Origin of the sequence: Caldovatus sediminis, assembly GCF_014644455.1 — a bacterium.
Classification (GTDB): domain Bacteria; phylum Pseudomonadota; class Alphaproteobacteria; order Acetobacterales; family Acetobacteraceae; genus Caldovatus; species Caldovatus sediminis.
Window position 1 is genome coordinate 537,287 of record NZ_BMKS01000001.1, and the last position, 25,104, is coordinate 562,390.

Annotated in this window: 20 protein-coding genes; 14 read left to right on the forward strand and 6 right to left on the reverse strand. The window is 75.4% G+C overall.

From position 1 onward, the window contains the following. Nucleotides 1-231: 231 nt before the first annotated feature. Nucleotides 232-594, reverse strand: a complete 363-nt coding sequence (locus IEX99_RS22275) for a hypothetical protein (RefSeq protein ID WP_229677751.1) — start codon at nucleotides 592-594, stop codon at nucleotides 232-234. On the opposite strand from IEX99_RS22275, the gene IEX99_RS22280 reads away from it, so the two are divergent. The 3 genes from IEX99_RS22280 to IEX99_RS02515 all read left to right on the forward strand — a co-directional run bounded on the left by IEX99_RS22280 (nucleotide 577) and on the right by IEX99_RS02515 (nucleotide 4,729). Then, a complete protein-coding gene (locus tag IEX99_RS22280) occupies nucleotides 577-1,092 on the forward strand; it encodes an ATP-binding protein (RefSeq protein WP_229677752.1) in 516 nt (171 codons plus the stop codon). The two genes, IEX99_RS22275 and IEX99_RS22280, sit on opposite strands and share 18 nt — an antisense overlap. Before the next feature lie 704 nt (nucleotides 1,093-1,796). Further along, nucleotides 1,797-2,792 carry a mitochondrial fission ELM1 family protein gene (locus IEX99_RS02510; protein ID WP_229677753.1) on the forward strand — a complete coding sequence of 332 codons (996 nt, stop codon included), beginning with the start codon at nucleotides 1,797-1,799 and terminating at the stop codon, nucleotides 2,790-2,792. Between the two features lie 23 nt (nucleotides 2,793-2,815). Continuing rightward, a complete protein-coding gene (locus IEX99_RS02515; protein ID WP_188898075.1) occupies nucleotides 2,816-4,729 on the forward strand; it encodes a hypothetical protein in 1,914 nt (637 codons plus the stop codon). 270 nt (nucleotides 4,730-4,999) lie between these two features. Here IEX99_RS02515 and acnA read toward each other — a convergent pair whose 3' ends face one another. Continuing rightward, nucleotides 5,000-7,699: an aconitate hydratase AcnA gene (acnA, locus tag IEX99_RS02520; RefSeq protein ID WP_188898077.1), complete on the reverse strand. Its 2,700-nt coding sequence runs from the start codon at nucleotides 7,697-7,699 to the stop codon at nucleotides 5,000-5,002. Between the two features lie 128 nt (nucleotides 7,700-7,827). Here acnA and ccmA point away from each other — a divergent pair, with 128 nt between their 5' ends. The 5 genes from ccmA (at nucleotide 7,828) to IEX99_RS02545 (ending at nucleotide 12,642) form a co-directional block, all read left to right on the forward strand. After that, complete coding sequence (gene ccmA, locus IEX99_RS02525) at nucleotides 7,828-8,436, forward strand: heme ABC exporter ATP-binding protein CcmA (protein WP_188898079.1); 609 nt, start codon at nucleotides 7,828-7,830, stop codon at nucleotides 8,434-8,436. 37 nt (nucleotides 8,437-8,473) lie between these two features. Then, complete coding sequence (ccmB, locus tag IEX99_RS02530; protein WP_188898081.1) at nucleotides 8,474-9,139, forward strand: heme exporter protein CcmB; 666 nt, start codon at nucleotides 8,474-8,476, stop codon at nucleotides 9,137-9,139. 97 nt (nucleotides 9,140-9,236) lie between these two features. Further along, a complete protein-coding gene (locus IEX99_RS02535) occupies nucleotides 9,237-10,226 on the forward strand; it encodes an LLM class flavin-dependent oxidoreductase (protein ID WP_188898083.1) in 990 nt (329 codons plus the stop codon). Between the two features lie 193 nt (nucleotides 10,227-10,419). Next, the gene (fdxA, locus tag IEX99_RS02540) at nucleotides 10,420-10,752 is read left to right on the forward strand and encodes a ferredoxin FdxA (protein WP_188898085.1); all 333 of its coding nucleotides are present in this window, start codon (nucleotides 10,420-10,422) and stop codon (nucleotides 10,750-10,752) included. A 1,278-nt stretch (nucleotides 10,753-12,030) separates the two neighbouring features. After that, nucleotides 12,031-12,642: a CarD family transcriptional regulator gene (locus tag IEX99_RS02545; RefSeq protein WP_188898289.1), complete on the forward strand. Its 612-nt coding sequence runs from the start codon at nucleotides 12,031-12,033 to the stop codon at nucleotides 12,640-12,642. 68 nt (nucleotides 12,643-12,710) lie between these two features. Here the strand turns inward: IEX99_RS02545 and IEX99_RS02550 are convergent, their stop codons facing one another. The 4 genes from IEX99_RS02550 to IEX99_RS22285 form a co-directional block, all read right to left on the reverse strand. Beyond that, on the reverse strand, nucleotides 12,711-13,730 hold the full coding sequence (locus tag IEX99_RS02550; RefSeq protein WP_188898087.1) for a cation diffusion facilitator family transporter: 1,020 nt from the start codon (nucleotides 13,728-13,730) through the stop codon (nucleotides 12,711-12,713). Between the two features lie 195 nt (nucleotides 13,731-13,925). Continuing rightward, nucleotides 13,926-14,720, reverse strand: coding sequence for a Bax inhibitor-1/YccA family protein (locus tag IEX99_RS02555; RefSeq protein ID WP_188898089.1), 795 nt, complete (start codon nucleotides 14,718-14,720; stop codon nucleotides 13,926-13,928). Between the two features lie 269 nt (nucleotides 14,721-14,989). Further along, a complete protein-coding gene (locus IEX99_RS02560; protein WP_188898091.1) occupies nucleotides 14,990-17,509 on the reverse strand; it encodes an ABC transporter permease in 2,520 nt (839 codons plus the stop codon). Next, nucleotides 17,506-18,291: an ABC transporter ATP-binding protein gene (locus IEX99_RS22285; protein ID WP_229677754.1), complete on the reverse strand. Its 786-nt coding sequence runs from the start codon at nucleotides 18,289-18,291 to the stop codon at nucleotides 17,506-17,508. The genes IEX99_RS02560 and IEX99_RS22285 overlap by 4 nt, the downstream gene beginning before the upstream one ends. Nucleotides 18,292-18,313: 22 nt before the next feature. On the opposite strand from IEX99_RS22285, the gene IEX99_RS22290 reads away from it, so the two are divergent. The 6 genes from IEX99_RS22290 (at nucleotide 18,314) to IEX99_RS02595 (ending at nucleotide 25,008) form a co-directional block, all read left to right on the forward strand. Continuing rightward, on the forward strand, nucleotides 18,314-19,012 hold the full coding sequence (locus IEX99_RS22290; protein WP_373285141.1) for an arylesterase: 699 nt from the start codon (nucleotides 18,314-18,316) through the stop codon (nucleotides 19,010-19,012). 149 nt (nucleotides 19,013-19,161) lie between these two features. Continuing rightward, nucleotides 19,162-19,698 (forward strand): RNA 2',3'-cyclic phosphodiesterase, encoded by a 537-nt coding sequence (gene thpR / locus IEX99_RS02575; protein WP_188898097.1) that lies wholly within the window; start codon nucleotides 19,162-19,164, stop codon nucleotides 19,696-19,698. Nucleotides 19,699-19,824: 126 nt separating this feature from the next. Next, the gene (locus IEX99_RS02580; RefSeq protein WP_188898099.1) at nucleotides 19,825-22,125 is read left to right on the forward strand and encodes a hybrid sensor histidine kinase/response regulator; all 2,301 of its coding nucleotides are present in this window, start codon (nucleotides 19,825-19,827) and stop codon (nucleotides 22,123-22,125) included. A 311-nt stretch (nucleotides 22,126-22,436) separates the two neighbouring features. Next, on the forward strand, nucleotides 22,437-23,318 hold the full coding sequence (locus tag IEX99_RS02585; RefSeq protein ID WP_188898101.1) for a hypothetical protein: 882 nt from the start codon (nucleotides 22,437-22,439) through the stop codon (nucleotides 23,316-23,318). Between the two features lie 256 nt (nucleotides 23,319-23,574). Next, nucleotides 23,575-23,775: a hypothetical protein gene (locus tag IEX99_RS02590; RefSeq protein WP_188898103.1), complete on the forward strand. Its 201-nt coding sequence runs from the start codon at nucleotides 23,575-23,577 to the stop codon at nucleotides 23,773-23,775. Between the two features lie 240 nt (nucleotides 23,776-24,015). Continuing rightward, entirely contained in the window at nucleotides 24,016-25,008 is a 993-nt protein-coding gene (locus IEX99_RS02595) for a Bug family tripartite tricarboxylate transporter substrate binding protein (protein WP_188898105.1), read from the forward strand. Nucleotides 25,009-25,104: the final 96 nt, after the last annotated feature.

Here is a 25,104-nt window from a genome sequence, read left to right on the forward strand (position 1 = left end):
GCCGCGGCGGATGCGATGGGGGGCCGCGTCCGTGACGATTTCGCCGCCGCCTTCGACCGCGAGCGCGGCCCCGACCTCCCCCCTGCGGCCGTGCGCGCCACCCGATCGGTGGCCCCAGCCGGGGGGCGCCTAGAGCCGATCACGGACGGCCGGACACAGCCGGAAGCGCGAATCCGCTCGACCAACAACGAGCGGGAGCCGTTGCAGCGGCACGGCCGAGCGAAAACGGCTCTAAGCCGGTGTCCGCGCCGCGGTCCGTTGGCCGGGCCGGAGTTGCTCGCCGAGCAGGATCGCCGGAGGGTAGAGCACCTCCTCCTCGATCCGGGCGTGCTGCTTCAGCGCCTCGGCGAAGCGGACGGGATCCGCCCGCCCTTCGGCCCGGGCCGCGGCCGCCAGGGTGACGAGCGCGGCGACGATTCGGCCGTGCTCGGCCAGCATCTTCGGCAGTTCGGCCTGCAGCCGCTCGGCCATCCGTACGGCTGCCTCGGCGGCGGGTGGCAGCGCTTCGCCGCGCGCGGCCGGTGCCAGCAGCCCGAGCGGCGGCAGAGCGAACGCCTCCTCCTTCACGAAGTGCGGATGCAGCAGCCGCGCCACCTCGCGCGCGGCCTCGCCGATGCAGCCGCCGGCGCGGCTGGCGCGCACCAGCTCCTCGTGCAGCGCGTCATGCTCCGCCTTGAGCGGCTGAGGGGGCGGGGCGAGGCGGAGGCCGACGCGCAGGACCTCGCCGAGATCCTCGGCAACCTCGCCGAGAACGCGGCGCAGTGGGCGCGGAGCCGGGTCCGCGTCGCCGCGCGGCGGGGCGAGGAGGCGGCGGATGCCGGCTTGGTCGCGCTCGCGGTCGAGGACGACGGGCCGGGCATCCCGCAGGAGGCGGCGGAGACCGCGCTCTCCCGGGGCGGCCGGCTCGACGCCACGAAGCCGGGCACCGGGCTCGGCCTCGCCATCGTCGCCGACCTCGCGGAGGCCTATGGCGGCTCGCTCGCCCTCCGCCGGTCCCGGCATCTCGGCGGCCTCTGCGCTGAGGTTCGGCTCCCGGCCCGCGCGGGGGCGGGCGGCGCGGCGGGGCAACCGTCGCCGGCATCCCCGCCGTAGCGCGCCCACCGCGCCCGCTTCCAGCCGATGGTCATGGCGCCGACGAGGTTCCCGCCTTGCGCGAGGCCGGCGAGGAACACGCCGGCAACCTGCGAGATGAGATGATGGGCGCCGACGTCGCGTTGGCGAGCGCCTCATGCGGACCCCGCTCCCCTGCCGCGCCCCGGAAGCAGTCGTCGTCAGCAGGAAGCCGACCGCCGCCGCGGCGGCCAAGCGCGCGGCCGGATCGCATCGCGCGGATGGCGCGCGTGCGGCGCCGCGCTCCCGGCGGGCAGCGAGGTTGCCGCCGTCGCAGTGTCCGGCCTGCCGGTCGGCAGTCGGTCCCCCATCATCGTCCACCTCGCCACCGTCCACGCGCCCGGGTCGCCCGGATTCCGCCGGGCCCCAAGTCTCTGATGCACCGCGCCGCGGTCGGCGCGACGGTCACGAGGATGGTTGGCGTGGCGATGCCGTCGAGGCGGGATGGCACGCGTTCGGCGCCGCATTCCGCAGGTTGCTTCTCAATACTCGCTCGCAAAATTTTATAAATCCCCAGTCGACTTATCTTGATATCGGAATAATACCTATCGCGGGAAAGTGATATTCCGGCCTGGATTCCAGAAGCGCATAGGATGTTTCGCAGGGCGAGTTGGACGATATTGTTCAGATCGTCCAGGAGGACGGCCGAACCCCGCGCCTGGCCGCAGCGGCACGAGGAGATCGTCGTGCTCATCTCCGGCCCCACCCCTCCCGCCCCCGCCGCCGCAACCGGCAACGGCGCCGCGTCTTCCGCGTGGGTGCTCACCGAGGGCCACGCCGGCATGGAGGCACAGGCGCTAGGCCTCGCCGAGGCGCTCCGTCTGGTCCCGGAACCTCGGCGCCTGCGCGCGCGGTTGCCGTGGGACTGGCTGCCCGGCCGCCTCTGGCCCTCGCCGTTGCGCGGCGTCACCACCGAGGCGGGGGCGCTGGGGCCGCCCTGGCCACGCCTCGCGGTTGGCTGCGGCAACGTGGCCGCGCCGGTCGGCGCGGCGCTGCGCCGGCGCGGCGTGCCGGCGGTGCACGTGCAGCATCCGAAGATGGACCCTGCGTCCTTCGACGTCGTGGTCGCTGCCTGCCACGACGGCCTGACCGGGCCGAACGTCGTGGTCACGCGCACCGCGCTGCACCGCGCCTCGCCCGAACGCCTCGCCGCGGCGCGCGCGGCCTGGGCGCCGCGGCTCGCCGACCTGCCGCACCCGTTGGTCGCGGTGCTGGTCGGCGGCTCGAACGGCCGCTTCCGCCTCGACGTTCCGGTCGCCACGCGGCTTGCCAACGAGCTCGGCGCAATGGCGCGGTTCGACAGGGTCGGCCTGGCCGTCACGCCGTCGCGGCGGACCGCGCCGGAGGCGGCGGCGGCACTGTCCCGGCGGCTCGCCCCGTTCGGCGCCTTCGTGTGGGGCGGTGCGGGAGCGAACCCCTACTTCGGGCTTCTCGCGCTGGCGGACGCGATCGTCGTGACCTGCGATTCGGTGTCGATGATGTCGGAGGCCGCCGCCACGACGGCACCGATCTTCATCTTCGAGCTGCCGGGGCGGTCGCGGCGCATCGGGGCCTTCATCGAGATGCTGATGCGCGAACGGCGCGCGCACCCGTTCACCGGGCGCTTCCGGAGCTGGCCGGTCGCGCCGCTCGACGACACGCCGATGGCGGCCGCCGAGGTCGCGCGGCGGCTGGGGCTGTAGCGTCCGCGAGCGGGGCGGGCGAGATGCTGGACATTGCCACCTTCGACGCCGCGCGCGGCGGCAACGTCCTCTACAAGGCGCTCGCGCACCCTCCGGCCGCCGAGGCGATCCGCGGCCTCTACGCCCGTCTCGCCGCCGCGGGCAGCACGGTTGCGGTCTACGATCCCGTCGGCGTCGCGGAGGCGCTGGCCCTGCTCCACCCGCTGGAGGAGGCGCTTCCGCTCGCCGGCGTGTACGTGCAGGACGTGCGCGAGGCGGGCGCGCGGCGCCTCGGCCGCATCGCCCGGCCGGTGACGGAGCTGGCGCGCTCCGGCGCGCGCGCAGTACTCGTCGCCGCTTACGATGCCGGGCGCATCGCCGCGCAGGCGGCGCCCTGGATGCCGCCGGGCGCCACCGTCGCCGCGCCCGACGATGCCGCGCTGCCGCCGGCGCTGCGGACCAATCCGCGGCGCGTGCTCGATCCGCTGAACTTCGCGACCAATTGGGCCTTCTTCCGCGACGCCGACGGCCTGTCCACGCGCCTGGTGGCGGCCAACTACTGGGCCGGCTACGGCGGGCATGGTGTGCGGCTGTGGCTGCGCCTGTTCGACGCCGGGGGGCACGCGCTGGCGACGTGGGAGGAGGCGCTGCCGAACGGGCCGGGCGGCATCGCCATCGACAGCCGGCAGGTTCGCGCGCGCTTCGGCCTGCCGGAATTCGCCGGCCACCTGTTCCTGCACGCGATCGGCACCGCCGGGCACGACGTGGTGAAGTACGTCCTGCACGTGCTCCCGCGCCGCGACGGGGCGACGCTCTCCTGCACCCACGACGCCAACCCCTGGCCCGCCGACCGCTACGCCGGCTTCCCCGCGCCGCGCCCGGACGAACGGGTGGTGGTCTGGCTGGAGAACGCGCATCCGGTGCCGATCCCCCGCGGCGCCATCGGGCTCGCGCGCATGGGGCGCGGTGAACCGGTGCCGCTGCGCGAGGCGGTGCCGCCGTTCGGGGTGGCCGCGCTGGACGTGGCGGAACTGCTCCCCGGGGTCGCCTGGCCGGCGCAGCTCGAGCTGTTTGCCGGACGGCACATCGTCCGCCCGCGCTACGAGGTGCTGCGGGGCGATCGCCGGCGCATCGCACACGCCAACGTCGAGCGCACGGACCTCGCGCCCGATCCGGCGATCCCCGGACTCGGCGCGCTGATGGGCCGCGGCTTCTTGCTGCCCTTCCCGGTGCTCGACCGGGAGCGCTTCCGCACCCTCGTGCAGCCGACTCCGATGGCGACCGGCCAGGCCGACCTGCCGCTCGCCATCGAGGTGTTCGCGCCCGGCGGCGCGCGGCTCGCCCGGCGCTTCCTTGGCCGGCTGCCGCGCGATCATGCGGTTGCGCTCGACCTCGACGAACTCCTCGATGAGAGCGCCCTTCGCGGCACCGGCGGCCACGCCGAACTGCTCTACGACTTCCGCGAGGGCGGCGAGGCGGACGGCTGGCTTCACGCGCTGTTCCGCTACGAGGACCGGCGGAGCGGCCACGCGGCGGAGGCGAGCTTCGGCGCGCACGTCTACAACACGATCCTCACCTACAAGGGCGAGCCGCAGTCCTACGCGGGGCCACCGCCCGGCCTATCGACCCGGCTGTTCCTGGGGCTCGGCCCAGCCGGCTACCGCAGCTTCGCGGTGCTGATCCACCCGACCTCGGTGCCTCGGACGGCACCCTCCGATACGCGGCTGCTGCTGCACGATGGGGCCGGCGCGGTGATCGCCGAGACGCGGCTCGGCATCCCCGCCTCGGGCTCGGCGGTGGTCCGGCCCGACCGGTTGTTCGCGGCTGCCGCACTCGCCCGGGCCGGCGAGCGCGGCTACGTGCTGGTCCGCGACGGCACCTGCCGCCTGTTCGGCTACCACGGCCTCCTGGACGAGGCGGGAGGCCGTTTCTCGCTCGATCACATGTTCGGCTTCTGAGCCCCATTCGGGCGGAGGCGGCGCCGCGAGATCGCTCCATTGGTGCCCGCACGGGTGAGCGTTCTGCCGCCCCTCCCGGTCCGACCGCGTGCGCGCTCCGGTTGGTCCGCCTCGTGGTCCGCGCAGCGCCGGCCCGATCCGCGAGGGGGCGTGCCAACGCCCGGATCGAACGGCGGGAAAGGCACGATTGCAGGCCGCCGTCCCGCAGTACGCGAAAAACGGCGCGGTCCCTCTCGGGGCCGCGCCCCCGCAAGCTGCGCCGCAGCGCGCCTACGCCGCCTTCGCCATCCCGCGCAGCACGTAGTGCAGGATGCCGCCGTTCTTGTAGTACTCGACCTCGTCCGCCGTATCCACGCGGCAGAGCACCTCGGTCCGGTGCGTGCTGCCGTCGGGGCGGTGGATCACCAGCTCCAGCATCATCCGCGGCCTGAGGTTCTCGACCCCGAGCACGTCGATCACCTCCTCGCCGGTGATGCCGAGCGTCCTCCGGTCCTCGCCCGGCCTGAAGGTCAGCGGCAGCACGCCCATCCCGACCAGGTTGGAGCGGTGGATGCGCTCGAAGCTCTCGACGATCACCGCCTTGACGCCGAGCAGGAAGGTGCCCTTCGCCGCCCAGTCGCGCGAGGAGCCGGTGCCGTACTCCTTGCCGCCGATCACCACCAGCGGCACGCCCTCCTTCTTGTAGCGCATCGCCGCGTCGTAGATCGGCAGCACCTCGCCCGAGGGCAGGTGCTTCGTGTAGCCGCCCTCCACCCCCGGCACCATCTCGTTGCGGATGCGGATGTTGGCGAAGGTGCCCCGCATCATCACCTCGTGGTTGCCGCGGCGCGCGCCGTAGCTGTTGAAGTCGGCCTGGCGCACCTGGTGCTGCAGCAGGTACTCGCCCGCCGGCGAGTTCCGCCGGATCGAGCCCGCCGGCGAGATGTGGTCGGTGGTGATCGAATCGCCGAGCACGGCGAGCACCCGCGCGCCGCGGATCGGCTCGACCGGCTTCGGCTCCAGCGTCATCCCCTCGAAGTAGGGCGGGTTCTGCACGTAGGTGGAGCCGCTGTTCCAGCGGTAGGTGTCGCTCTCCGCGGCGACGCTGATCGCCTGCCACTGCGGCGGGCCCTTGAACACGTCGGCGTAGCGCCTCTGGAACATCTCGCGCGACAGCACGGAGCGGACGGTGTCGTTCACCTCCTTCTGCGTCGGCCAGACGTCCCTGAGGAACACCGGCTGCCCGTCCTTGCCGGTGCCGAGCGGCTCCGTCGTCAGGTCCTTCGTCACCGACCCCGCTAGCGCATAGGCGACGACGAGCGGCGGCGAGGCGAGGTAGTTCGCCCGCACGTTCGGGTGCACGCGCCCCTCGAAGTTGCGGTTGCCCGAGAGCACGGCGGCGGCGACGAGCTTGTTGTTCTCGATCGCGTCCACGATCGGGTCCGGCAGCGGCCCGGAATTGCCGATGCAGGTGGTGCAGCCGTAGCCCACGGTGTTGTAGCCGATCGCGTCGAGCTCCTTCTGCAGCCCCGCCGCCTCCAGGTAGTCCGTCACCACCTGGCTGCCCGGCGCGAGCGAGGTCTTCACCCAGGGCTTCGGCCTGATGCCCTTCTCGTTCGCCTTCTTCGCCACCAGCCCCGCCGCGACCAGCACGCTCGGGTTGGAGGTGTTGGTGCAGGAGGTGATGGCGGCGATCACCACGTCGCCATGGCCGAGGTCGTAGTTCGTCCCCTCGACCGGCACCCGCTTGCCCGCCTCGTCGCCCGGCACGCCCATCGCCCCGGCGGCGAGGTCCTTGGCGAAGGAGGCGGCGACATTGCCGAGCGCCACCCGGTCCTGCGGCCGCTTCGGCCCGGCGAGCGAGGGCTCGACGGTGGCGAGGTCGAGCTCGAGCGTGTCGGTGAACACCGGATCGGGCGAGGCGGACTCGCGCCACAGCCCCTGCGCCTTCGCGTAGGCCTCGACCAGCCGGATCCGGTGCTCCTCGCGCCCGGTCAGGCGCAGGTAGTCGAGCGTGACCCGGTCCACCGGGAAGAAGCCGCAGGTCGCGCCGTACTCGGGCGCCATGTTGCCGATCGTCGCGCGGTCGGCGAGCGGCAGGTCGTCGAGGCCGGAGCCGAAGAACTCGACGAACTTCCCGACCACGCCCTTGCGGCGCAGCATCTGCGTCACCGTCAGCACCAGGTCGGTCGCGGTGACGCCCTCGCGCAGCCTGCCGGTCAGGCGGAAGCCGATCACGTCCGGGATCAGCATGGCGATCGGCTGGCCGAGCATCGCCGCCTCCGCCTCGATGCCGCCCACCCCCCAGCCGAGCACGCCGAGGCCGTTGACCATCGTCGTGTGGCTGTCCGTGCCGTAGCAGGAATCCGGGTAGGCGTAGCTCGTGCCGCCCTCCTGCGAGGTCCAGACCACCTGGGCGAGGAACTCCAGGTTCACCTGGTGGCAGATGCCGGTGCCCGGCGGGACGACGCGGAAGTTGTCGAAGGCGCTCTGGCCCCAGCGCAGGAACTCGTAGCGCTCCCGGTTGCGCTCGAACTCGATGTCCACGTTGCGCTTCAGCGCGTCCGGCCGCGCGTTGACGTCCACCATCACCGAGTGGTCGATGACGAGGTCCACCGGCACCAGCGGGTTCACCCGGCGCGGATCGCCGCCGAGGCGGACGATGCCGTCGCGCATGGCGGCGAGGTCCACGACGCCGGGCACGCCGGTGAAGTCCTGCATCAGGATGCGCGCGGGGCGGAACGGCACCTCCTTCTCGGAATGCGCGCCGTCCAGCCAGCCGGCGATGGCGCGGGCGTCGTCCACGGTGTAGGAGCGCCCGTCCTCGAAGCGCAGCACGTTCTCGAGCAGCACCTTGAGGCTGTGCGGGAGGCGGGAGAGGTCGGCGCCGAGCGCCCGCCCCGCCTCGGGCAGGCTGAAGTAGTGGTACTCCTTGCCGTCCACCGTCAGGGTGCGGCGGGTCTTCAGGCTGTCCTGCCCGATCATCCGCATGGTCGGAAAACCTCGCTGGTCGTCGGTGTCCTGCGCGCGCCCCCTACGGGACGCGAGGCAGGCGGGTTAAAGCATGGCGGGGCAGGCCGGTCCATCGGCGGACCGGACGCCGGAGGGGGCACGGGCGGATGCTGGAGGCGCGGGACCTGGCCTGCGTGCGGGGCGAGCGGGGGGCGGTCTTCGCCGGCCTCTCCTTCCGCGTGCCCGCCGGCGGCGCGCTGCTCGTCACCGGCCCGAACGGCGCGGGGAAGTCGAGCCTGCTGCGCGTGCTCGCCGGGCTGCTCCCCGCGGCGGCCGGCGCGGTGCTGTGGCAGGGCGCGGACATCGCCGCCGACCGCGCCGCCCATGCGCGGCGGCTGCGCTACGTCGGCCATCACGATGCGCTGAAGCCCGGCCTCACGGTGCGCGAGAACCTCGGCTTCTACGCGCGGCTCTGGGGCGGCGAGGCCGGGCCGGCGCTCGAGGCCGTGGGCCTCGCCCCGCTCGCCGACCTGCCGGTGCGGGTGCTCTCGGCCGGGCAGCGGCGGCGTCTCGCCCTGGCGCGGCTCGCGCTCGGCCTTCCCGGCGATGGCGGCGCGGCGCTGTGGCTGCTCGACGAGCCGAGCTCCGGCCTCGACGCCGCCTCGGTCGCGCGGCTCGCCGGCCTGTTCGAGCGGCACCGCGCGCGCGGCGGCCTGGTGGTGGCGGCGACGCATCTGCCGCTGCCGCTGCCGCAGGCGGCGGAGCTGCGGCTGTGACGCCGGCCGATGCCGCCCGCGCGCCGGGGCGGCCCGCGTGACGGCCTCCGCCTTCCGCGCCGTGCTCGCGCGCGAGCTGCGCCTGGCGCTGCGCCATCCGGCCGACACCCTCGCCGCGGTGCTGTTCTTCGTCCTCGTCTGCGCCCTCTTCCCCTTCGGCGTCGGCCCGGCGCCGGAGGCGCTCGCCCGCCTCGCCCCGGGCGCGCTGCTCGCCGCCGCGCTGCTCGCCGCGCTGCTGCCGCTCGACCGGCTGTTCGGCGCGGACGCGGAGGACGGCTCGCTCGACCAGCTCCTGCTGAGCGGCCTGCCGCCGGCCGGCATCGCGGCGGCGAAGGCGCTCGGGCACTGGCTGACCACCGGCCTGCCGCTGATCGTCGCAACGCCCGTCGCCGCCGCGCTGCTCAACCTGCCCGTCGCCGCCTGGGGCGCGGCGCTGGCCGCGCTCGGCCTGGCGACGGCGATCCTGTCGCTGCTCGGCACCGCCGGCGCGGCGCTGACGCTGGGCGCGCGGCGCGGCGGGGTGCTGCTGCCGCTGCTGGTGCTGCCGCTCGCCATCCCCGCGGTGATCTTCGGCGCCGCGGCGATCGAGGCCGCGGCCGCGGCGCTCTCGCCCGCGCCCTTCCTGCTGCTGCTCGGTGCCGGCCTCTCGCTCGCCGCGCCGCTCGCCCCGCTGGCCGCGGGCGCGGCGCTGCGGGCGGAGTGAGCGCCCGCGGCCCGCCTCCCCCCTGGCCGCCCGCTCCGCGCGGGCCGATGATCGGGCGGCGCCGGCCGCCCCGGCGCGCCGCGGAGGGAGCCCCAGGATGAAGCTCGGCCTGTTCCTCAACACCCAGTTCCCCGCCGGCGACGACCTCGCCGCCCGCCTGCCCGAGCTGACCGAGCAGGTGCGCACCGCCCGGCGGTCCGGCTACGCCTCGCTCTGGGTGCCGGACCACTACCTGATCGGCCCGGTGCAGATGCCGCAGCCCATGCCGGTGCTCGCCTGGATGCTGCGCGAGGCGGAGGGGATGGTCGTCGGCCCCAACATCCGCATCCTCCCCCTGCTCAACCCGGTGATGGTGGCGGAGGAGGCGGCGACCCTCGACCTGCTCTCCGGCGGCCGCTACGTCCTCGGCGTCGGGCTCGGCTACCGCGAGACCGAGTTCACCGCCTTCGGCGTGCCGATCAGGGAGCGCGCGCCGCGCCTCGTCGAGAGCATCGGCCTGATCCGCCGCCTCTTCGCCGAGGAGCGGGTGACCCACCGCGGCCGCTTCTACACGGTGGAGGAGGCGAGCCTCAGCGCCCGGCCGGTGCAGCCCGGCGGCCCGCCGATCTACGTCGCCGCCATGGCCGAGCCCGCGGTGCGCCGCGCCGCCCGCCTCGGCGACGCCTGGCTGATGGTCAACACCGTCTCCCTGCCGACCGCGGCGGCGCAGATGAGGATCTACCGCGAGGAACTGGCCGCCGCCGGCCGCACCCCGCGCGAGTACCCGCTGACGCGCGAGTGCTACATCGGCACCTCGCACGCCACGGCCTTCGAGGAGTGCCGCAGCGCACTGCACTACAAGTACAGCGCCTACGCCTCCTGGGGCGTCGGCCGCCAGGCGAACGACGAGGCGGCCTTCGGCATGCCCTTCGAGCGGTTCGCGCGCGACCGCTTCCTGATCGGCGACAGGGTCTCGGTGAAGGAGGAGATCGCCCGCTACCGCGAGGCGCTCGGCGTGGACCACCTGATCCTGCGCGTGCAGTGGCCCGGCCTGCCGCAGGAGCGGGCGCTGCATACCATCCGCGCCCTGGCCGAGATCCTCGCCTGACGCCCCGGCGCCGCGCCTCCCCGCGCGCATCCCGGCCCTGCGCCGGCGGCGCCTTGCCAGCAGCGGGCGCGCGGTCCATGTCTCGCGCGCCCGCCCGCGCCATGCCGCCGAATCGGCCGAGGCGGGGATGCGCTGCCGGGCCGCCGCGCCCTGCGCACATCGGGGAACCGGCGATCCCAGGAGACTCCGGCACGTGACCTACGTCGTCACCGAGAACTGCATCAAGTGCAAGTACATGGACTGCGTCGAGGTGTGTCCCGTCGACTGCTTCTACGTCGGCGAGAACATGCTGGTCATCCATCCCGACGAGTGCATCGACTGCGGCGTGTGCGAGCCGGAATGCCCCGCCGAGGCGATCGTGCCGGACAGCGACGACAAGGCCGCCGAGTGGGTGGAGCTCAACCGCACCTACGCGATGCAGTGGCCGAACATCACGCGCAAGGGCGAGCCGCCGCCGGACGCCGACGAGTGGAAGGACAAGCCCGGCAAGCGGGCCCTGTTCAGCCCCAACCCGGGCGTCGGCTGAGCAGGCCAGGCGGCCGCGCCCCGGTCCCGCGCGCCGACCCATGCCATGGCATGGGTCGGCCCTCGCCGAGCGATCGCGTGAGGACCGGGGCTCATCGCGTCACGCGGGAGGCGCCCTTCGGCGGCCCAGGGGTGGGGGATGACGGGCACCTCATTTTCTGTTACAGTTTCAAAGACATGACGGGCCTTCCCAGAAGGGGAAGGTGAGCGGGACCGAGGGGGATGCCCTGGATGGAGCGGTGACGAGGGAGGCGAGGACCCCAGGGCGGGACGGCCGAGGCAAGCGCCGGGTCGGCGCTGAAATGCGCGCGCTTCGATCCCACATTTCATCGCAATGTGGGGCGGCGCGCCGGAGCGACCGCCAGGCGGGATCCCCGAAGGGGACGCCCTCGATGCGCCGCGCCTTGTCCCGGTCGGTCGCGCGGACGCGGGACCGGCGTCCCACGCGCAGCGGTGAGGAGATGACCCGTTCATGAAGGCATCCGCCCCGGCGAACGACAAGAACAAGAACAGGAAGCGGCCAGCAGGCGGAAGCTCGGCAATCAGGGCCGCAGGCAAGGCGACCACGCCAGAGCGGGAGAAGCGCCCCGCCGTCGTCGGCCCCGTCTCCCGGCGCCCCGCCGTGAACACGACGGGGAAACGGACCGCTGCCGTCGCGGCCGCCGCGCCGAGGAACGCGCCAAGGAAGCCGAAGCCCGCCGCCACCGCCGCGAAGAAGCCTCGTGGCGCGCCCGGTTCGGCAACCGCCAAGCGCCGTGCCGGGGCGACGACGCTGCGGACGATCAGGACCACGAAGTCACCGAAGCCAGTGCCCAAGACGACGAAGACCAGCTCGACGAGGCGCGCCGCCCCGCCCACCGGCGGGGCGGCCGCCCGCCAGGCGCGCAAGGCGCCGGCGAAGCCGACCACGCCATCCCCGCGCAAGCCCATGGCGACCAAGGCCTCCGCCAAGCCGCCCGCGAGGATCCAGCCGAAGGCCCCGACGAAGCCGGTGGCCGGCGCCGCCAGGCCCCAGGCGGCGGCGCGGCCGGGCGCGCCGCCGCCTAAGGCCGTTCCGGCGAGGCCGCCCGTCGCGGAGGATCGCAAGCCGGCGACGCCGACCTCCGCCAACGCCATGCCCGCCCCGCCGGCAGCGGCCACGCCGCGCGCGGGGGGTGCCGCCGGCGGAGCGGCAGCGGCGCGCGTGCCGGCCGGCGCTCCGGCGCCCATGGGCCTCCTCGCCGAGGCCCAGGCCGGCAGCCCGTCGCCGGCCCCGGGCGCCGCGGTGCAGCACCAGGCCATGGCGCCGCCCCCGCCCCCTCCTCCGCCGGCGGCCGTTCCCGCGGCAGCCGGCGCCGCCAGCTCCGCGCCGCCGTCCCGGCCGCCGCAGCCGAGGCCGCAGCCTCCGAGGCCGCCCGCCCGGGAAGAGGTCTTCAAGGCCGGCGACCATGTCGTCTATCCGACCCATGGCGTCGGCACGGTCCAGGGCATCGAGACCGTCGAGGCCGCCGGCATGACGCTGCGCATGATCGTCGTCACCTTCGACGAGAACCGGATGACCCTGAAGGTCCCGGTCGAGAAGGCCGCTTCCGCCGGCCTGCGCAAGCTCGCCTCGCCGGCGGCGATGAACGAGGCGCTGGAGACGCTGCGCGGCCGCGCCCGCGTCAAGCGCACCATGTGGTCGCGCCGCGCGCAGGAATACGAGGCGAAGATCAACTCCGGCGACCCGATCGCCATCGCCGAGGTGGTGCGCGACCTGCACCGCAACGCCGGCCAGCCGGACCAGTCCTTCAGCGAGCGCCAGATCTACGAGCAGGCGCTCGACCGGCTCGCCGCCGAGCTCGCCGCGATCGACCGGACGGACAAGGCCGCCGCGGCGGAAAAGCTGCAGAGCTACCTGAAGGCGGGCTGAGGGACGCCATCGCGCGCCGAACCCCCGGACGGTCGCCGCCGGCCCGGACCGAGGGGGAAACGGGGGCGCTACACCACCTCCGCCGGCGCCAGCACGCAGGGATGCGCCGCGTCGCCGCGCTCCACCTGCAGCGTGACGTGGCCGATGCCGAAGCGCGCCCGCAGCCCGCGCGCCGCCTCCGCGAGGAAGGCGTCGTCCGGCGCCTCGGCGCGCGGGCGCACCAGGTGGGCGGTCAGCGCCGTCTCGGTCGTGCTCATCGCCCAGATGTGCAGGTCGTGCACCGAGGCGACGCCCGGCAGCGCGGCGAGCCAGGCCTCCACCTCCGCCGGGTTGATGTGGCGCGGCGCCGCGTCCATCGCGAGGTTGGCCGAGTCCCGCAGCAGCGACCAGGTCCCGACCAGGATCACCGCCCCGATCGCCAGCGCGACCGCCGGATCGAGCCAGTGCCAGCCCGTCGCCGCGATCAGCAGCGCCGCGATGATGACGCCGAGCGTCACCGCCGCGTCGGCCAACATGTGCAGGAAGGCGCCCTGGCGGTTCAGGTCGTGCTCGCGCCCGCGCAGGAAGAGCAGCGCGGTGCCGGTGTTGACCGCCACGCCCACCGCCGCGACCCAGAGCACCACGCCGGTGGCAACCGGGGCCGGATCGCGCAGCCGGCCGATCGCCTCGAACCCGATCGCCCCCACCGCGACCAGCAGCAGCATCGCGTTCGCCAGCGCCGCGAGGATGGAAGCCCGGCGCCAGCCGTAGCTCCGCCGCCGCGTCGGGGCGCGCCGCGCCAGCCGCGCCGCGCCCCAGGCCAGCAGCAGCCCGAGCACGTCGGAAAGGTTGTGCCCGGCATCGGCGATCAGCGCGAGCGAGCCGGCCCAGAACCCCGCCGCGGCCTCGACCGCCACGTAGCCGAGGTTCAGCGCCACCCCGAGCGCGAAGCCGCGCTCCGAGGGCGGGGCGTGGTGGTGATGGTGGTGGTCGTGTCGCGGCTGGTCCCCGGCGGTCGCGGGAGGATGGGCGGAACGCGCGCCCGCGTCGCCGTCCGGCGCGGCGCGTGAAGGAGCGTGCCGGGGCTGGCCGTGACTCGGCGCCGTCATCGGAGGATTCGGGTGCTGCCCGTGATCCCGGAGTGCTGGTGCCGCTCACCCTGGGCCGGACGGCGGGCCGGCGCAAGCCGGGCGAGGGCGCGGCGCGGCATCGCCGGCCCGAGAAACAGGAAGGGCCCCGGGAACCGGTCCCGGAGCCCCCCTGCGGCCCTCCTGGCGCCGCGCGGCGCCACCGGCGGCCGGGCGTCAGTCGCTGTTCTGCCGCACGCCCAGGAACTGCAGCAGCAGCATGAACAGGTTGATGAAGTTCAGGTAGAGCGCCAGCGCGTCCATCACGCTGCGCTTGCCCGCGAGCTCGGTGCCCTCGGCGTAGGCGTGCTCGATGTAGTCGGCCTTGATCCGCTGGGTGTCATAGGCGGTCAGGCCCACGAACACGATCACGCCGATCACGGTGATGGCGAAGTGCAGCGCCGTGGACTGCAGGAAGAAGTTGACCAGCATCGCGAGGATGATGCCGATCAGCCCCATCATCATGAAGCTGCCCATCCGCGTCAGGTCGGTCCGGGTCGTGTACCCGTACAGGCTGATCGCGGCGAACATGCCCGCGGTGATGAAGAAGGTGCTGGCGATCGACTCGCCGGTGTAGCGCAGGAAGATGTTGCTGAGGCTCGCGCCCATCGCGGCGGCGAACAGCCAGAACACCGCCTGCGCCGAGGTCTTCGACAGCTTGTTGATGCCGAAGCTCAGCACCAGCACGAAGGCCAGCGGCGAGAGCATCGCCGCCCAGCCGAGCAGCGTCGGCGTGACGACGCGGTAGCCGCCGCTCGTGCTGACCTGCCAGAACATCGCCTGCAGCCCGGGGCTGGTGGCGATCAGCAGCGCCACGATGCCGGTCAGTGTCAGCCCCGAGGCCATCCAGTTGTAGACCCGGAGCATGTACGCCCGGAGCCCGGCATCGACGGCGGCCGCGTCGGCGGTCGCCACGCGACCCCAGCCTGCCGGCGCACCCGTCTGGAATCGATAGTCGGGACGAAGGGCCATTGGTCGTGAAACTCCTCCCAGGGATGATCCCCGCGGCGGAGGTATATGGAGGAAATTTAACCCGGATCAACCGGATTCCGAACGGCCGGCCGCCGCCCGCCGTTCGGCGTCCCCCTCCCCGCACCCGATGGGCGCGGCGCTCCTGGGTGCGCCGTCACCCCTGCAATCTAGGGACGCGCCCCGCGCCTTGCCATCGGCTTCCGCGGGGTCTCCCGCCCGCTCTCCCGGTTGCGATCCGGGTGCCGCCCGCGCGGCCCCCGGCCGCCCCGTCACGGATTGCGCAGCCAGGGCGCCGCCTTCGCGCGCAGCGCGAGCGCGGTCCCGGCATAGCCGAAGGCAAGCGTCAGCAGGACGCAGGCCGCGACCGTCATCGCCAGGGTGCCGGGCAGGAACACCCAGTCGGCGCGCATCAGGAAGGTCACCACCGCCCAGGCGGCGATCGTGCCGGCGACCGCCGCCAGCCCCCCCGCGGCCAGGCCGAGCAGCCCGAACTCCACCAGGAAGGCGGCGCGGATCTGCGCCCGCGTCGCGCCGAGCGTCTTCAGCACCACCGCGTCGCGCACCCGCCGGCGCTGCCCCGCCGCCACCGCCCCGGCGAGGACCAGCGCGCCGGCCAGCAGCGTGACCGATCCGGTCGCGGTCAGCGCCGTGCCGATCCGGCCGAGCAGCTCCGCCACCGCCTCCAGCGCGTCGCGCACGCGGACGCCGGAGACGTTGGGGAAGGCGTCGGTGACGGCGCGCAGCACCGCGCCCTCGGCCGCCGCGGCGCCGCGGACGGTGGCGATGTGGGTGTGCGGCGCCGCCTCCAGCAGCCCGGGCGAGGCGACCAGGGCGTAATTGATGCCGAGCGTCCGGTACTCGACGTCGCGCAGGCTCGCGATGCGCAGCGGGATGTCGCGGCCGAGGACGTTGACCGTGACCGTGTCCCCCACCCCCACGCCCCAGCCCCGCGCCAGGTTGGCGTCGAGGGAGACGAGCGGCGGGCCGCGGTAGTCCTCCGGCCACCACGCCCCGGCGACGAGCCGCGTGCCCTCCGGCGGCCGGGCCGCGTAGGTCAGCCCGCGGTCGCCGCGCAGCGCCCAGGCGCTGTCCTCGCTCGCCCGGACCTGCTCGGCCGGGGTGCCGTTCACCGCGACGATGCGGGCGCGGAGGTTCGGCACGCGCTTCACCTCCACCACGCCGGGCTGGGCGGCGACCAGCGCGTCGAAGCGCGCCGCCTGGTCGGCCTGGATGTCGATGAAGAAGAAGTTCGGCGCGGTGCCGGGCAATTGCTCGGCGATCTGCCGGCGCAGGTTGCCCTCGATCAGCGCGATCGCGGCGAGCGTCGTCAGGCCGACGCCGAGCGAGACCAGCAGCAGCGGCGTCGGCGCGCCGGGCCGGTGCAGGTTGGCGAGGCCGAGCCGCAGCGCCGGGCGGCGCGAGTGGCGCGCGCGCCGCGCCGCCGCCATCAGCGCCCAGGCGCCGAGCCGGAACAGCAGCAGCGTCGCCGCCGCGGCGAGGCAGAACCAGAGGGCGAAGCGCCGGTTCTCGCTCGTCGCCACCACCAGCGCCGCGAGCGCCAGGGCGGAGAGCGCCACGGCGACGGCGATGCCGGCCCCGGGCCAGCGCCGTGCGGGCGCGACCGCATCGCGGAACAGCGCCGCGCCGGGGATCCCCCGCGCCCGGCCGAGCGGCCAGAGCGCGAAGGCGAGCGCGGCCAGCAGCCCGCACAGCGCCGCCAGGGCGAGCGGCGCCGGATAGAGGCCGAGCCGCGGCGGCACCGGCAGCGTCCCGGCGAGCAGCTCCGCCGCCGCCGCCGCCAGACCGACCCCCGCCGCCAGCCCGGTCGCGATGCCGAGCCCCGCCAGCGCCAGCACCTGCGCGAGGTAGGTCGCGAAGATCACCCCCGCCGGCGCGCCGAGGCAGCGCAGCGTCGCGATGGTCCGCGCCCGCTGGTCGAGCCAGGCGCGCACCCCCGTGGCGACGCCGATCCCGCCGACCAGCAGCGCCGTCAGCCCGGCGAGGGTGAGGAAGGAGGCGGCGCGGTCCACGAAGCGGTTCACCCCCGGCGCGGCCGCGTCCGCGGTGCGCACGCGCCAGCCGCCGTCGGGGAAGGCGTCGCGCAGCGCCCGCACGAAGGCCGCGCGGTCGGCGCCCGGCGGCAGGCGCAGCCGGTACGCGTAGCGGAGCTGGCTCCCCGGCTGGACCAGCCCGGTCGCCGGCAGGGTCCCTTCGAGGGAAACCAGCGCCCGCGGGCCGAACAGGGCGGGCCCCGCCACCCGGTCGGGCTCCTGGACGATCACGCCGCGCAGGGCCAGGGTGGCCGCGCCGATCCGCACCGGGTCGCCGGGCGCGAGGCCGAGGCGCTCGGCCACCGCCGCCTCCACCGCCACCTCGCCGGGGCCCGGCGGCGGGCCCGGCGGGTCGAGGCGGAGCTCGCCATAGAGCGGATAGGCGGCGTCCACCGCCTTCAGCGCGATCAGCGCCCGCTCGCCGGAGGCCGGGGCGATCGCCATGGCGCGCATCTCCACCACCTCCGAGACCGCGGCGCCGCGGGCGCGGAGCCAGTCGCGCGCCGCCTCGGGGATCGGGCGGTGGCTGACGGCGATCTCGACATCGCCGCCGAGGATGCGCGCGCCATCGGCGGCGAGCCCCGCCTCGGTCGCGGCGCGCAGCGTGCCGACCGCGGCGATGGCGGCGACGCCGAGGGCGAGGCAGGCGAGGACGATGCGCAGGCCCCGCACGCCGCCGCGCAGCTCCCGCCGGGCGAGGCGGAGGGCGAGGCAGAGGGTGGCGAGACCGCCCCTCATGCGGCCGGCACCGCCATGCCGGCGCCGCCGTCGTCGCCGACGATCCGCCCGTCCTCCATCCGCACCTGCCGCCCGCAGCGCGCGGCGAGCGCCGGATCGTGGGTGACCAGCAGCAGCGTCGTGCCGAGCCGCGCGCGCAGCGCGAACAGCAGCTCCATCACCTGCGCCCCGGTGGCGCGGTCGAGGTTGCCGGTCGGCTCGTCCGCCAGCAGCAGGCGCGGCGCCGCGACCACGGCGCGCGCCAGCGCCACCCGCTGCTGCTCGCCGCCCGAGAGCTGCCCCGGATAGTGCCCGAGCCGATGGCCCAGCCCGACCGAGCGCAGCGCCGCCTCGGCGCGGTCGAAGGCGTCCCCGCGCCCGGCGAATTCCAGCGGCACGGCGACGTTCTCCAGCGCCGTCATGGTCGGGATCAGGTGGAAGGCCTGGAAGACGATGCCGATATGCTCGCGGCGGAAGCGCGCCAGCGCGTCCTCGTCCATCGCCGCCAGGTCGCGGCCCGCGACCCGCAGCACCCCGCCCGTGGGCCGCTCCAGCCCCGCCAGCAGCATCAGGAGAGAGGTCTTGCCCGAGCCCGACGGCCCGACCAGCCCCACCGCCTCGCCCGCCGCCACGGCGAGGTCCACCCCGCGCAGGATCTCGACCGGGCCGGCGGCGGCGGCGACGGAGAAGGCGAGCCCCGCCGCCTCGATCAGCGGCGCGGCCGCGCCCGGAGCGCGCCCGCCGGCGGCGGACAGGGATCGTGGCGGGGCAGCGGAGAGGCTGTCCGGAAGGGAGGCGTCCATCGGGTCGGTCGCTGTGGGGATCGTGCCGGGATATGGGCGCCGCGGCGCGCTGCGCCACCTCGGCGCCGGTTTCGGACTGTTGCTGGCGGCACGGGCGGGATTCCGGGCAGGGGCGGCGGGCGCGAGCGAGGAGGGCGGGGAGGTCCGGCTGCTGATGCTGGGCGATTCGCTCACCGCCGGCTACGGGCTGCCGCCGTCGCACGCCCTGCCGGCGCGGCTGGAGGCGGCGCTGCGCGCCCGCGGCCGGCCGGTGCGGGTGATCAACGCGGGCGTCTCGGGCGACACCACGGCGGGCGGGCGGGCGCGGCTCGACTGGGCGCTCGCCGACCTGCCGGAGGGCGCGCCGGCGGCGGCGGTCGTCGCCCTCGGCGCGAACGACGCGCTGCGCGGGCTGCCGGCGAGCGAGGTGTACGCGAACCTCGCGGCGATCCTCGACGGGCTCGGCCGTCGCGGCATCCCGGTCCTGCTCGCCGGGATGCGGGCGCCGCCCAACCTGGGACCGGACTACGGGCGGGAGTTCGACGAGGCCTATGCGCGCCTCGTGCGCGAGCGCCCCGGGACGGTGTTCTACCCGTTCCTGCTCGAGGGGGTGGCCGCGGATCCCTCGCTCAACCAGCCGGACGGCATCCACCCCAACGCGCGCGGCGTGGAGGAGATCGTCCGCCGGATGCTGCCCGCGGTCGAGGCGCTGCTCGGCCGGGTCGATCAGCGCGCGGAATGAGGCCAAGCGCCGCGGCGACCCGGCCCGAGGTTGACCGGGGGCCGCCACGGGGGCACCACGGAAGCGGCGCCGCCGCCGCCCACGGCGGTCCTCCCTCGCCGGCGCCGGCGCGACCGCCGACCGGGGAGACATCGAGGAGCACCCCATCCATGCGCCTTTTCGTGGGGCTCGCCCTGCCCGACGCGCTCCGCGCCCAGCTCGCCGGCCTCGCCGGCGGCATCCCCGGCGCGCGCTGGGTGTCGCCGGAGAACTACCACCTGACGCTCCGCTTCATCGGCGAGGTCGAATCCTGGCGTGCCCAGGAGGTGGACGACGCGCTCTCCGCCATCCGCGCCCGGCCGGTGGAGCTCCGCCTGCGCGGCGTCGGGACCTTCGAGAAGGCCGGCCGGGTGCAGACCCTCTGGGTCGGGGTGGAGCGGACCGAGAGCCTGATCCACCTCCAGGGCACGGTGGAGACGGCCCTGCAGCGGGTGGGCCTGGAGCCGGAGCGGCGCCGCTTCGCCCCCCACGTGACCCTGGCGCGCTGCGAGAAGGTGACGGCCGCGGAGAAGCTCGCGGCCTTCGTGCAGGGCAACAACCTGTTCCGCGCGGCACCAGTGGTGGTGGACCGGTTCTGCCTGTTCTCCTCTCGGTTGGGGAAGGAGCAGGCGGTCTACCTCGCCGAGGTCGAGTACACGCTGGCGTGATGCGGGCGAGGCGCGTGCGATCCGGCTTCGAACCCTTCCGGACCGGGCGGCGGCGGCGCGCCGATTGCGCCCCGAACCTCCCGCATGCGATCCTTCATGCTGCATCCGCGCACGGGGATCCCATCGGTGCGTGACGTCCAGCCCTCGGCGCCGCGGCACGCCTTCCCGCTGCGCTCGCTGCTGCTGGCGGCCTTCCTGGTCCCGGCCCTGGCCTTCGCCGGCGTGGCGTGGCGCGACCACCAGCGCCTGCACCAGGAGGCGGCGGAGTCCGTGGACCGCACCGCCGCCATCGCGCAGGAGCACGCCCTCAAGGTCATCGAGACCAACGCCCTGGTCCTCGACCGCATCGAGGACAGCGTCCGCGGCCTCTCCTGGGACGAGATCGCCGCCCGCGAGCGGGAGGTGCACGAGGCCCTGCGCGACCTCGAGGCGCGGATCGAGCAGATCAGCGTCCTGCACCTGATCCGTCCGGACGGGCGGCTGGCCGCGATCAGCGTCGTCCATCCCGCGCCGCAGGTGGACCTGAGCGGGCGCGGATATTTCGCGCTCCACCGGAACGGCGAGCGGGGGCTGGCGTTCGGCGACCCGATCGTCGGCCGCACCACCGGCCAGGTGAGCTTCACCATGAGCCGCGCGCGCATCGCGCCGGACGGGACGTTCGACGGCATCATCCTCGGCTCGGTCCTGCCCGACTACTTCCAGGGCTACTGGGCCACGCTCGCGGCCGGGGCGGATGCGCATTTCGGCCTGGTGCGCGCGGACGGCACGCTGCTCGCGCGCCTGCCGCCGCCGCCCTCGCTCGCGATCCGCCTGCCGCAGGACGGCGCCTTCATGCAGGCGATCGCCGGCGGCGCGCGGCGCGGCGTGATCGAGGTCGATCCCGCGCTCGACGGCGTCCGCCGGCTGGTCGGCTTCCGGCGGGTGGGCGAGCAGCCGCTCTACGTCTTCTACGCGCTCTCGCTCGACGCCGTCCGCGCCGAGTGGCTCGGCCACCTCGCGGTGAACGGCACGCTCGCGCTGCTCGCCACCCTGGTGCTCGGCGGCGCGGCGCTGGTCGCGGCGCGGCGCTGGCGCGCGGAGCAGAGCGCGCTCGCCGAGCTCGCCCGCTCGCATGCCGAGCTGCGCGCCGAGATCGCGCGGCGCGAGGCGGCCGAGGAGGAGCTGCGCGCCGCCCAGCGGCTGGAGGCGGTAGGCCGCCTCACGGGCGGCGTGGCGCACGACTTCAACAACCTGCTCACCGCCATCCTCGGCAGCCTGCAGCTCCTCGAACGCCATCTGGAGCGCGGCGCGGGCGGCGCCGCGGCGGCGCCGCTCGACGCCCGCACGCGGCGCCTGATCGGCACCGCCCGCGACGCCGTCGAGCGCGGCAGCCGGCTGACCGCGAGCCTGCTCGCCTTCTCCCGCCGCCAGACGCTGCGCGCCGAGCCGCTCGACGCCAACGCCCTCATCGGCAGCATGCTGCCGCTGCTGCGCCGCGCCCTCGGCGAGGCGGCGGAGCTGCGCCTGGAGCTCAGCCCCGGCCTGCCGCCCTGCATGGCCGACGCGGCGCAGCTCGAGGCGGCGCTGCTCAACCTGACCATCAACGCGCGCGACGCGCTGCCGCCGGAAGGGGGCGTGGTCACGCTCCGCACCTTCCGCACCGACCCGACGGTTCCGCCGGGCAAGGGACGGGTGGGGATCGCGGTCAGCGACACCGGCTCCGGCATGTCGCCCGAGGCGCGCGCTCGCGCCTTCGAGCCCTTCTTCACCACCAAGCCGGTCGGCAAGGGCACCGGCCTCGGTCTGAGCCAGGTCTACGGCGTGGTCCGGCAGCTCGGGGGCGAGGTGTCGATCGAGAGCGCCCCCGGCCAGGGCACCACCGTCCTCATGCGCCTGCCCGAGACGAGCCCGGTCGCCGCGGCGGAGCCGGCCCGGACCGCGGCGCCGGCGCCGGCGGGCGGCGCCGCCGAGGCGCGGGACGGCGGCGCCGACACCGGCGCCGCCGCGGCCAACGGGCGGAGCGTCCTGGTCGTCGAGGACGACCGGGCAGTACGCGACATGGCCTCCGAGACGCTGCGCGAGGCGGGTTGGCGCGTGACCGAGGCGCCCGACGGCCGCGCCGCCCTCGCGCTGATCGAGGCCGGCGAGCGGGTCGATCTGCTGTTCACCGACGTGGTGATGCCGGGCGGCATCTCCGGCGTGGAGCTGGCCGAGGCGGCACGGCGGATGCGTCCCGACCTCGCCGTGCTGCTCGCCTCGGGCTATGCCGGCGGCGCGCAGCCCAACGGGGGGGGTCATCCGGCCTGCCCCTTCCCGCTGCTCGACAAGCCCTACGACCGGGTCGCGCTGGTCGCCGCCGCGGCGGCGGCCTTCGGCGCCCCGGAGGAGGCCGCGGCGCTCATCGCCGCCCGGTCGCCGGTCGCCGCGCGCGCCGACGCCACGGCCTGAGCCGCGCCAGCCGCCCGCGCACGGGGCACGACGTGGTTGCCGGCGTGCCGGCGCCGCCACCCGCCCCTGGGGACCGGCGGCAACGATCCGTGCCCGAACGGCAAGCGGCGGCCACCCGCGGCCGCCTCCAGCGTTGCATGCGCGGAGCGGACGGCCCCGTTCCCCGCCGAAGGCCCGCGGTCCCATGCCGGCCGGGAGAGCCGAGGCGGCGCGACGGCGAGGTCCGGACAGGGGAGGGAGAGCAGCCCGCGATGGCTCCGCCGATGCGCGACTCGGCCGCAACGGCCTTGGACCGTCCGGCGGGAGCGGAGATGGCGGCCGACGGCCGCGGCACTCCGGCCCGCCGCCATGCACAGGGGCCGGCGTGGCGCGCGGCCCCGTCGCCCGGCCTCCGCCACGCGCGACCTGGGAGCGGAGCCGGGACCGGCCGGCGGCGATGGGCGCGCTTCGGCGCGGCGTTCGGGGCGGCGCTCCTGCTCCCCGTCCTTGCCCTGGCCGGCCTGGTCCTGCTCTCCGACCCGCCCGAGCGGCATCACCTGGCGGCAGCGGACCAGGACGCCGTCGAGGAGCGGGAAGCGCCGCGGGCCGCGGGCGGAACGGTCGCCGCGACCGTCGCGCCGCCCCCCGCGCGCGAGGCCCCGGCGCTGTCCGACGCCGATCCGTCGGCGGCCGGGCCGGCGGACCTGATCGCCGAGCTGGCGCGGCTGCGCGCCGCGGTGGCGGCCGAGCGCGCGCGGCTCGCGGTCCTCCGGCAGGAGCGGGAGGCACTGCTCGCCAGCCTCGAGGCGTTGCGCCACGGCGCAGCGGGCGGGCTGGCGGCAGCGGTCGCGCCCGGCGCCGCCGCGGTGCCGCCGGCGCCGGCCGAGGAGGGCAGACCGCCGGCGCCGCCCCGGGCCGCGGAAGCGGAAGGGCTGCGGATCGTGCTCCATCACCGCGCCGGATCCGCCTCGGCCGCGCGCGCCGCCGCGCAGGTGGCGGCGGCGCTGCGCGAAGCCGGGCTCGAGACGGCCGGCACGCGCGAGGTTCCGGCCGTGCCCTCGGTGCGGGTGGTGCGCTACTTCCATTCCGCCGACGCCGCCGCCGCGGCGCGGATCGCGGCCCGTCTCGGCCGGGGCTGGGCGATCCAGGACTTCCGCGCCTTCAACCCCCTGCCGCCGCCACAGACCGTGGAAATCTGGCTGCCCGACCGCTGAGCGGGAGGGCGCGCCGCGACGCTGGGCCTTCCGGGCAAGGCGCCTGCCCGCGTGGTGAGGAGGCGGCGCCACACCCGGCGTTCGCGCCACATTTCGCCGCGAGAACATGCTTGACCGTAATCCCTATCTTCCGTTAGGCGAAAAATTAACGGTCCGGAATTGATCATTCACCTTGCCGCTGACGCGACTTCCGCCGGGCGCGCCGCCGACATCCTGTCGCGCCGCGCCGCGCGCGGCTCGCGCCGAGGAGATTTCGATGAGGATCGCGGCCGCACGCCGCCGGCGGGATGACGAGCGCAACGGCGACGGGATCGGCATGGCGCCGAGCGGCCCCGGCGGCGCGGTCGCGCGGGCGGGCCATGGCGCAGCCGCCGCAACCAGGGACGACCGGACACCGCCTCGCGCCGGTGTCCTGGGGCACGAACTCTCGACCGACTGGTTCCTGCCGGCCGCTTGACGGAACGGTGCCGCACGGGACGGGTCGGGGGCCCGTCCCGGACGGAGGGGAACAAGCACGCTCGGTCCGGAGGCAGGCGGGGGCGTCGGGGGGCGCCCCCGCCGGCGTTTCCGGCGCTCGCCGCGGGGCGCATCGCCAGCGGCCGCGGTGCGGCAAGGGGGCCGAGAAAGCTTGATCGGCCGGTCGCGTTTCGCCCAGTCTCGGCGCAACCACCAAAGCCGCCAGGGAGGACCAGCGACCATGTCGACACGCCGCCGCATCCTGCACGTCGCGGCCGCCGCGCCGGGGGCGCTCGCCGCGCCCGCCGTGCTCCGGGGGGCCGCTGCGCAGGAGGCGACCTTCCCCAACCGCCCCATCACCATCGTCAATCCCTATCCGCCAGGCGGCGCGACGGATTTCGGCACCCGCCTCCTCGCCGCGCGCATGGAGCCCGAACTCGGCCAGTCCATCGTCGTGGACAGCCGGCCCGGCGCCGGCACCGCCGTGGCGAACGCCTACGTCGCCGGCCTGCGGCCGGACGGCTACACGCTGCTGATGGGCACCACCTCGCTCGCGGTGCTCCCGGCCCTGCAGCCAAACGTGCAGCCGCGCGATCCGCAGAGCGCCTTCACGCCGATCGGCACCGCCACCCGCTCGCCCTTCATCCTGCACGTCCACCCGAGCGTGCCGGCGCGCACCACGGCCGAGCTGATCGCCCATGCCAAGGCCAATCCCGGCAAGCTGAGCTGGGGCAGCTCGGGAATCGGCGCGATCAACCACATGACGCTCGAGCTGTTCCGCAGCCGCGCCGGGATCGACGTGGTGCACGTGCCCTATCGCGGCGGCGCGCCGGCCCTGCTCGACATCCAGGCCGGGCGCATCCATGCGATGTTCGCGGCGGTGCAGGAGGCCATCGGCTCGGTGCGCGACGGCAGGACGCGCGCCATCGCCGTCACCTCGGCCTCCCGCATCGGGGTGCTGCCGGACCTGCCGCCGGTGGCCGAGGCGCTTCCGGGCTTCGAGACGGTGTTCTGGCAGGGCCTGTTCGGCCCGGCGGGGCTGCCGGCGGGCGTGGTGTCCAGGCTCGGCGCCGCCCTGCGGGTGGCGACCACCGACGAGTCGGTGCGCGCGCGCATGGCCGAGCAGGGGATCGAGGCCTGGCCCGGCGACGCCGAGCTGCTGCGCCAGACCCTCGCGCGCGACACCGAGATGTGGGGCAAGATCATCCGCGAGGCGAACATCCGGGTGGAATAGGCCCTTGGCCGCCGAGGGGCGGGCCCGGCGACGGTGTGCGGGCGCGGCGGAAGCGCCTATCCTGGCGGACGGAGCGGCCGGCGGGGCACCGCCTTC

What these genes read in the sequence shown, in the direction of transcription:
- IEX99_RS22280 (WP_229677752.1), top strand. Translation starts at nt 577, where the DNA reads ATGCAGCAGCCGCGCCACCTCGCGCGCGGCCTCGCCGATGCAGCCGCC.
- IEX99_RS02515 (WP_188898075.1), top strand. Translation starts at nt 2,816, where the DNA reads ATGCTGGACATTGCCACCTTCGACGCCGCGCGCGGCGGCAACGTCCTC.
- acnA (WP_188898077.1), bottom strand. Translation starts at nt 7,699, where the DNA reads ATGCGGATGATCGGGCAGGACAGCCTGAAGACCCGCCGCACCCTGACG.
- ccmA (WP_188898079.1), top strand. Translation starts at nt 7,828, where the DNA reads ATGCTGGAGGCGCGGGACCTGGCCTGCGTGCGGGGCGAGCGGGGGGCG.
- IEX99_RS02535 (WP_188898083.1), top strand. Translation starts at nt 9,237, where the DNA reads ATGAAGCTCGGCCTGTTCCTCAACACCCAGTTCCCCGCCGGCGACGAC.
- IEX99_RS02545 (WP_188898289.1), top strand. Translation starts at nt 12,031, where the DNA reads ATGGCGCCGCCCCCGCCCCCTCCTCCGCCGGCGGCCGTTCCCGCGGCA.
- IEX99_RS02550 (WP_188898087.1), bottom strand. Translation starts at nt 13,730, where the DNA reads ATGACGGCGCCGAGTCACGGCCAGCCCCGGCACGCTCCTTCACGCGCC.
- IEX99_RS02555 (WP_188898089.1), bottom strand. Translation starts at nt 14,720, where the DNA reads ATGGCCCTTCGTCCCGACTATCGATTCCAGACGGGTGCGCCGGCAGGC.
- IEX99_RS02560 (WP_188898091.1), bottom strand. Translation starts at nt 17,509, where the DNA reads ATGAGGGGCGGTCTCGCCACCCTCTGCCTCGCCCTCCGCCTCGCCCGG.
- IEX99_RS22285 (WP_229677754.1), bottom strand. Translation starts at nt 18,291, where the DNA reads ATGGACGCCTCCCTTCCGGACAGCCTCTCCGCTGCCCCGCCACGATCC.
- thpR (WP_188898097.1), top strand. Translation starts at nt 19,162, where the DNA reads ATGCGCCTTTTCGTGGGGCTCGCCCTGCCCGACGCGCTCCGCGCCCAG.
- IEX99_RS02585 (WP_188898101.1), top strand. Translation starts at nt 22,437, where the DNA reads ATGGCGGCCGACGGCCGCGGCACTCCGGCCCGCCGCCATGCACAGGGG.
- IEX99_RS02590 (WP_188898103.1), top strand. Translation starts at nt 23,575, where the DNA reads ATGAGGATCGCGGCCGCACGCCGCCGGCGGGATGACGAGCGCAACGGC.
- IEX99_RS02595 (WP_188898105.1), top strand. Translation starts at nt 24,016, where the DNA reads ATGTCGACACGCCGCCGCATCCTGCACGTCGCGGCCGCCGCGCCGGGG.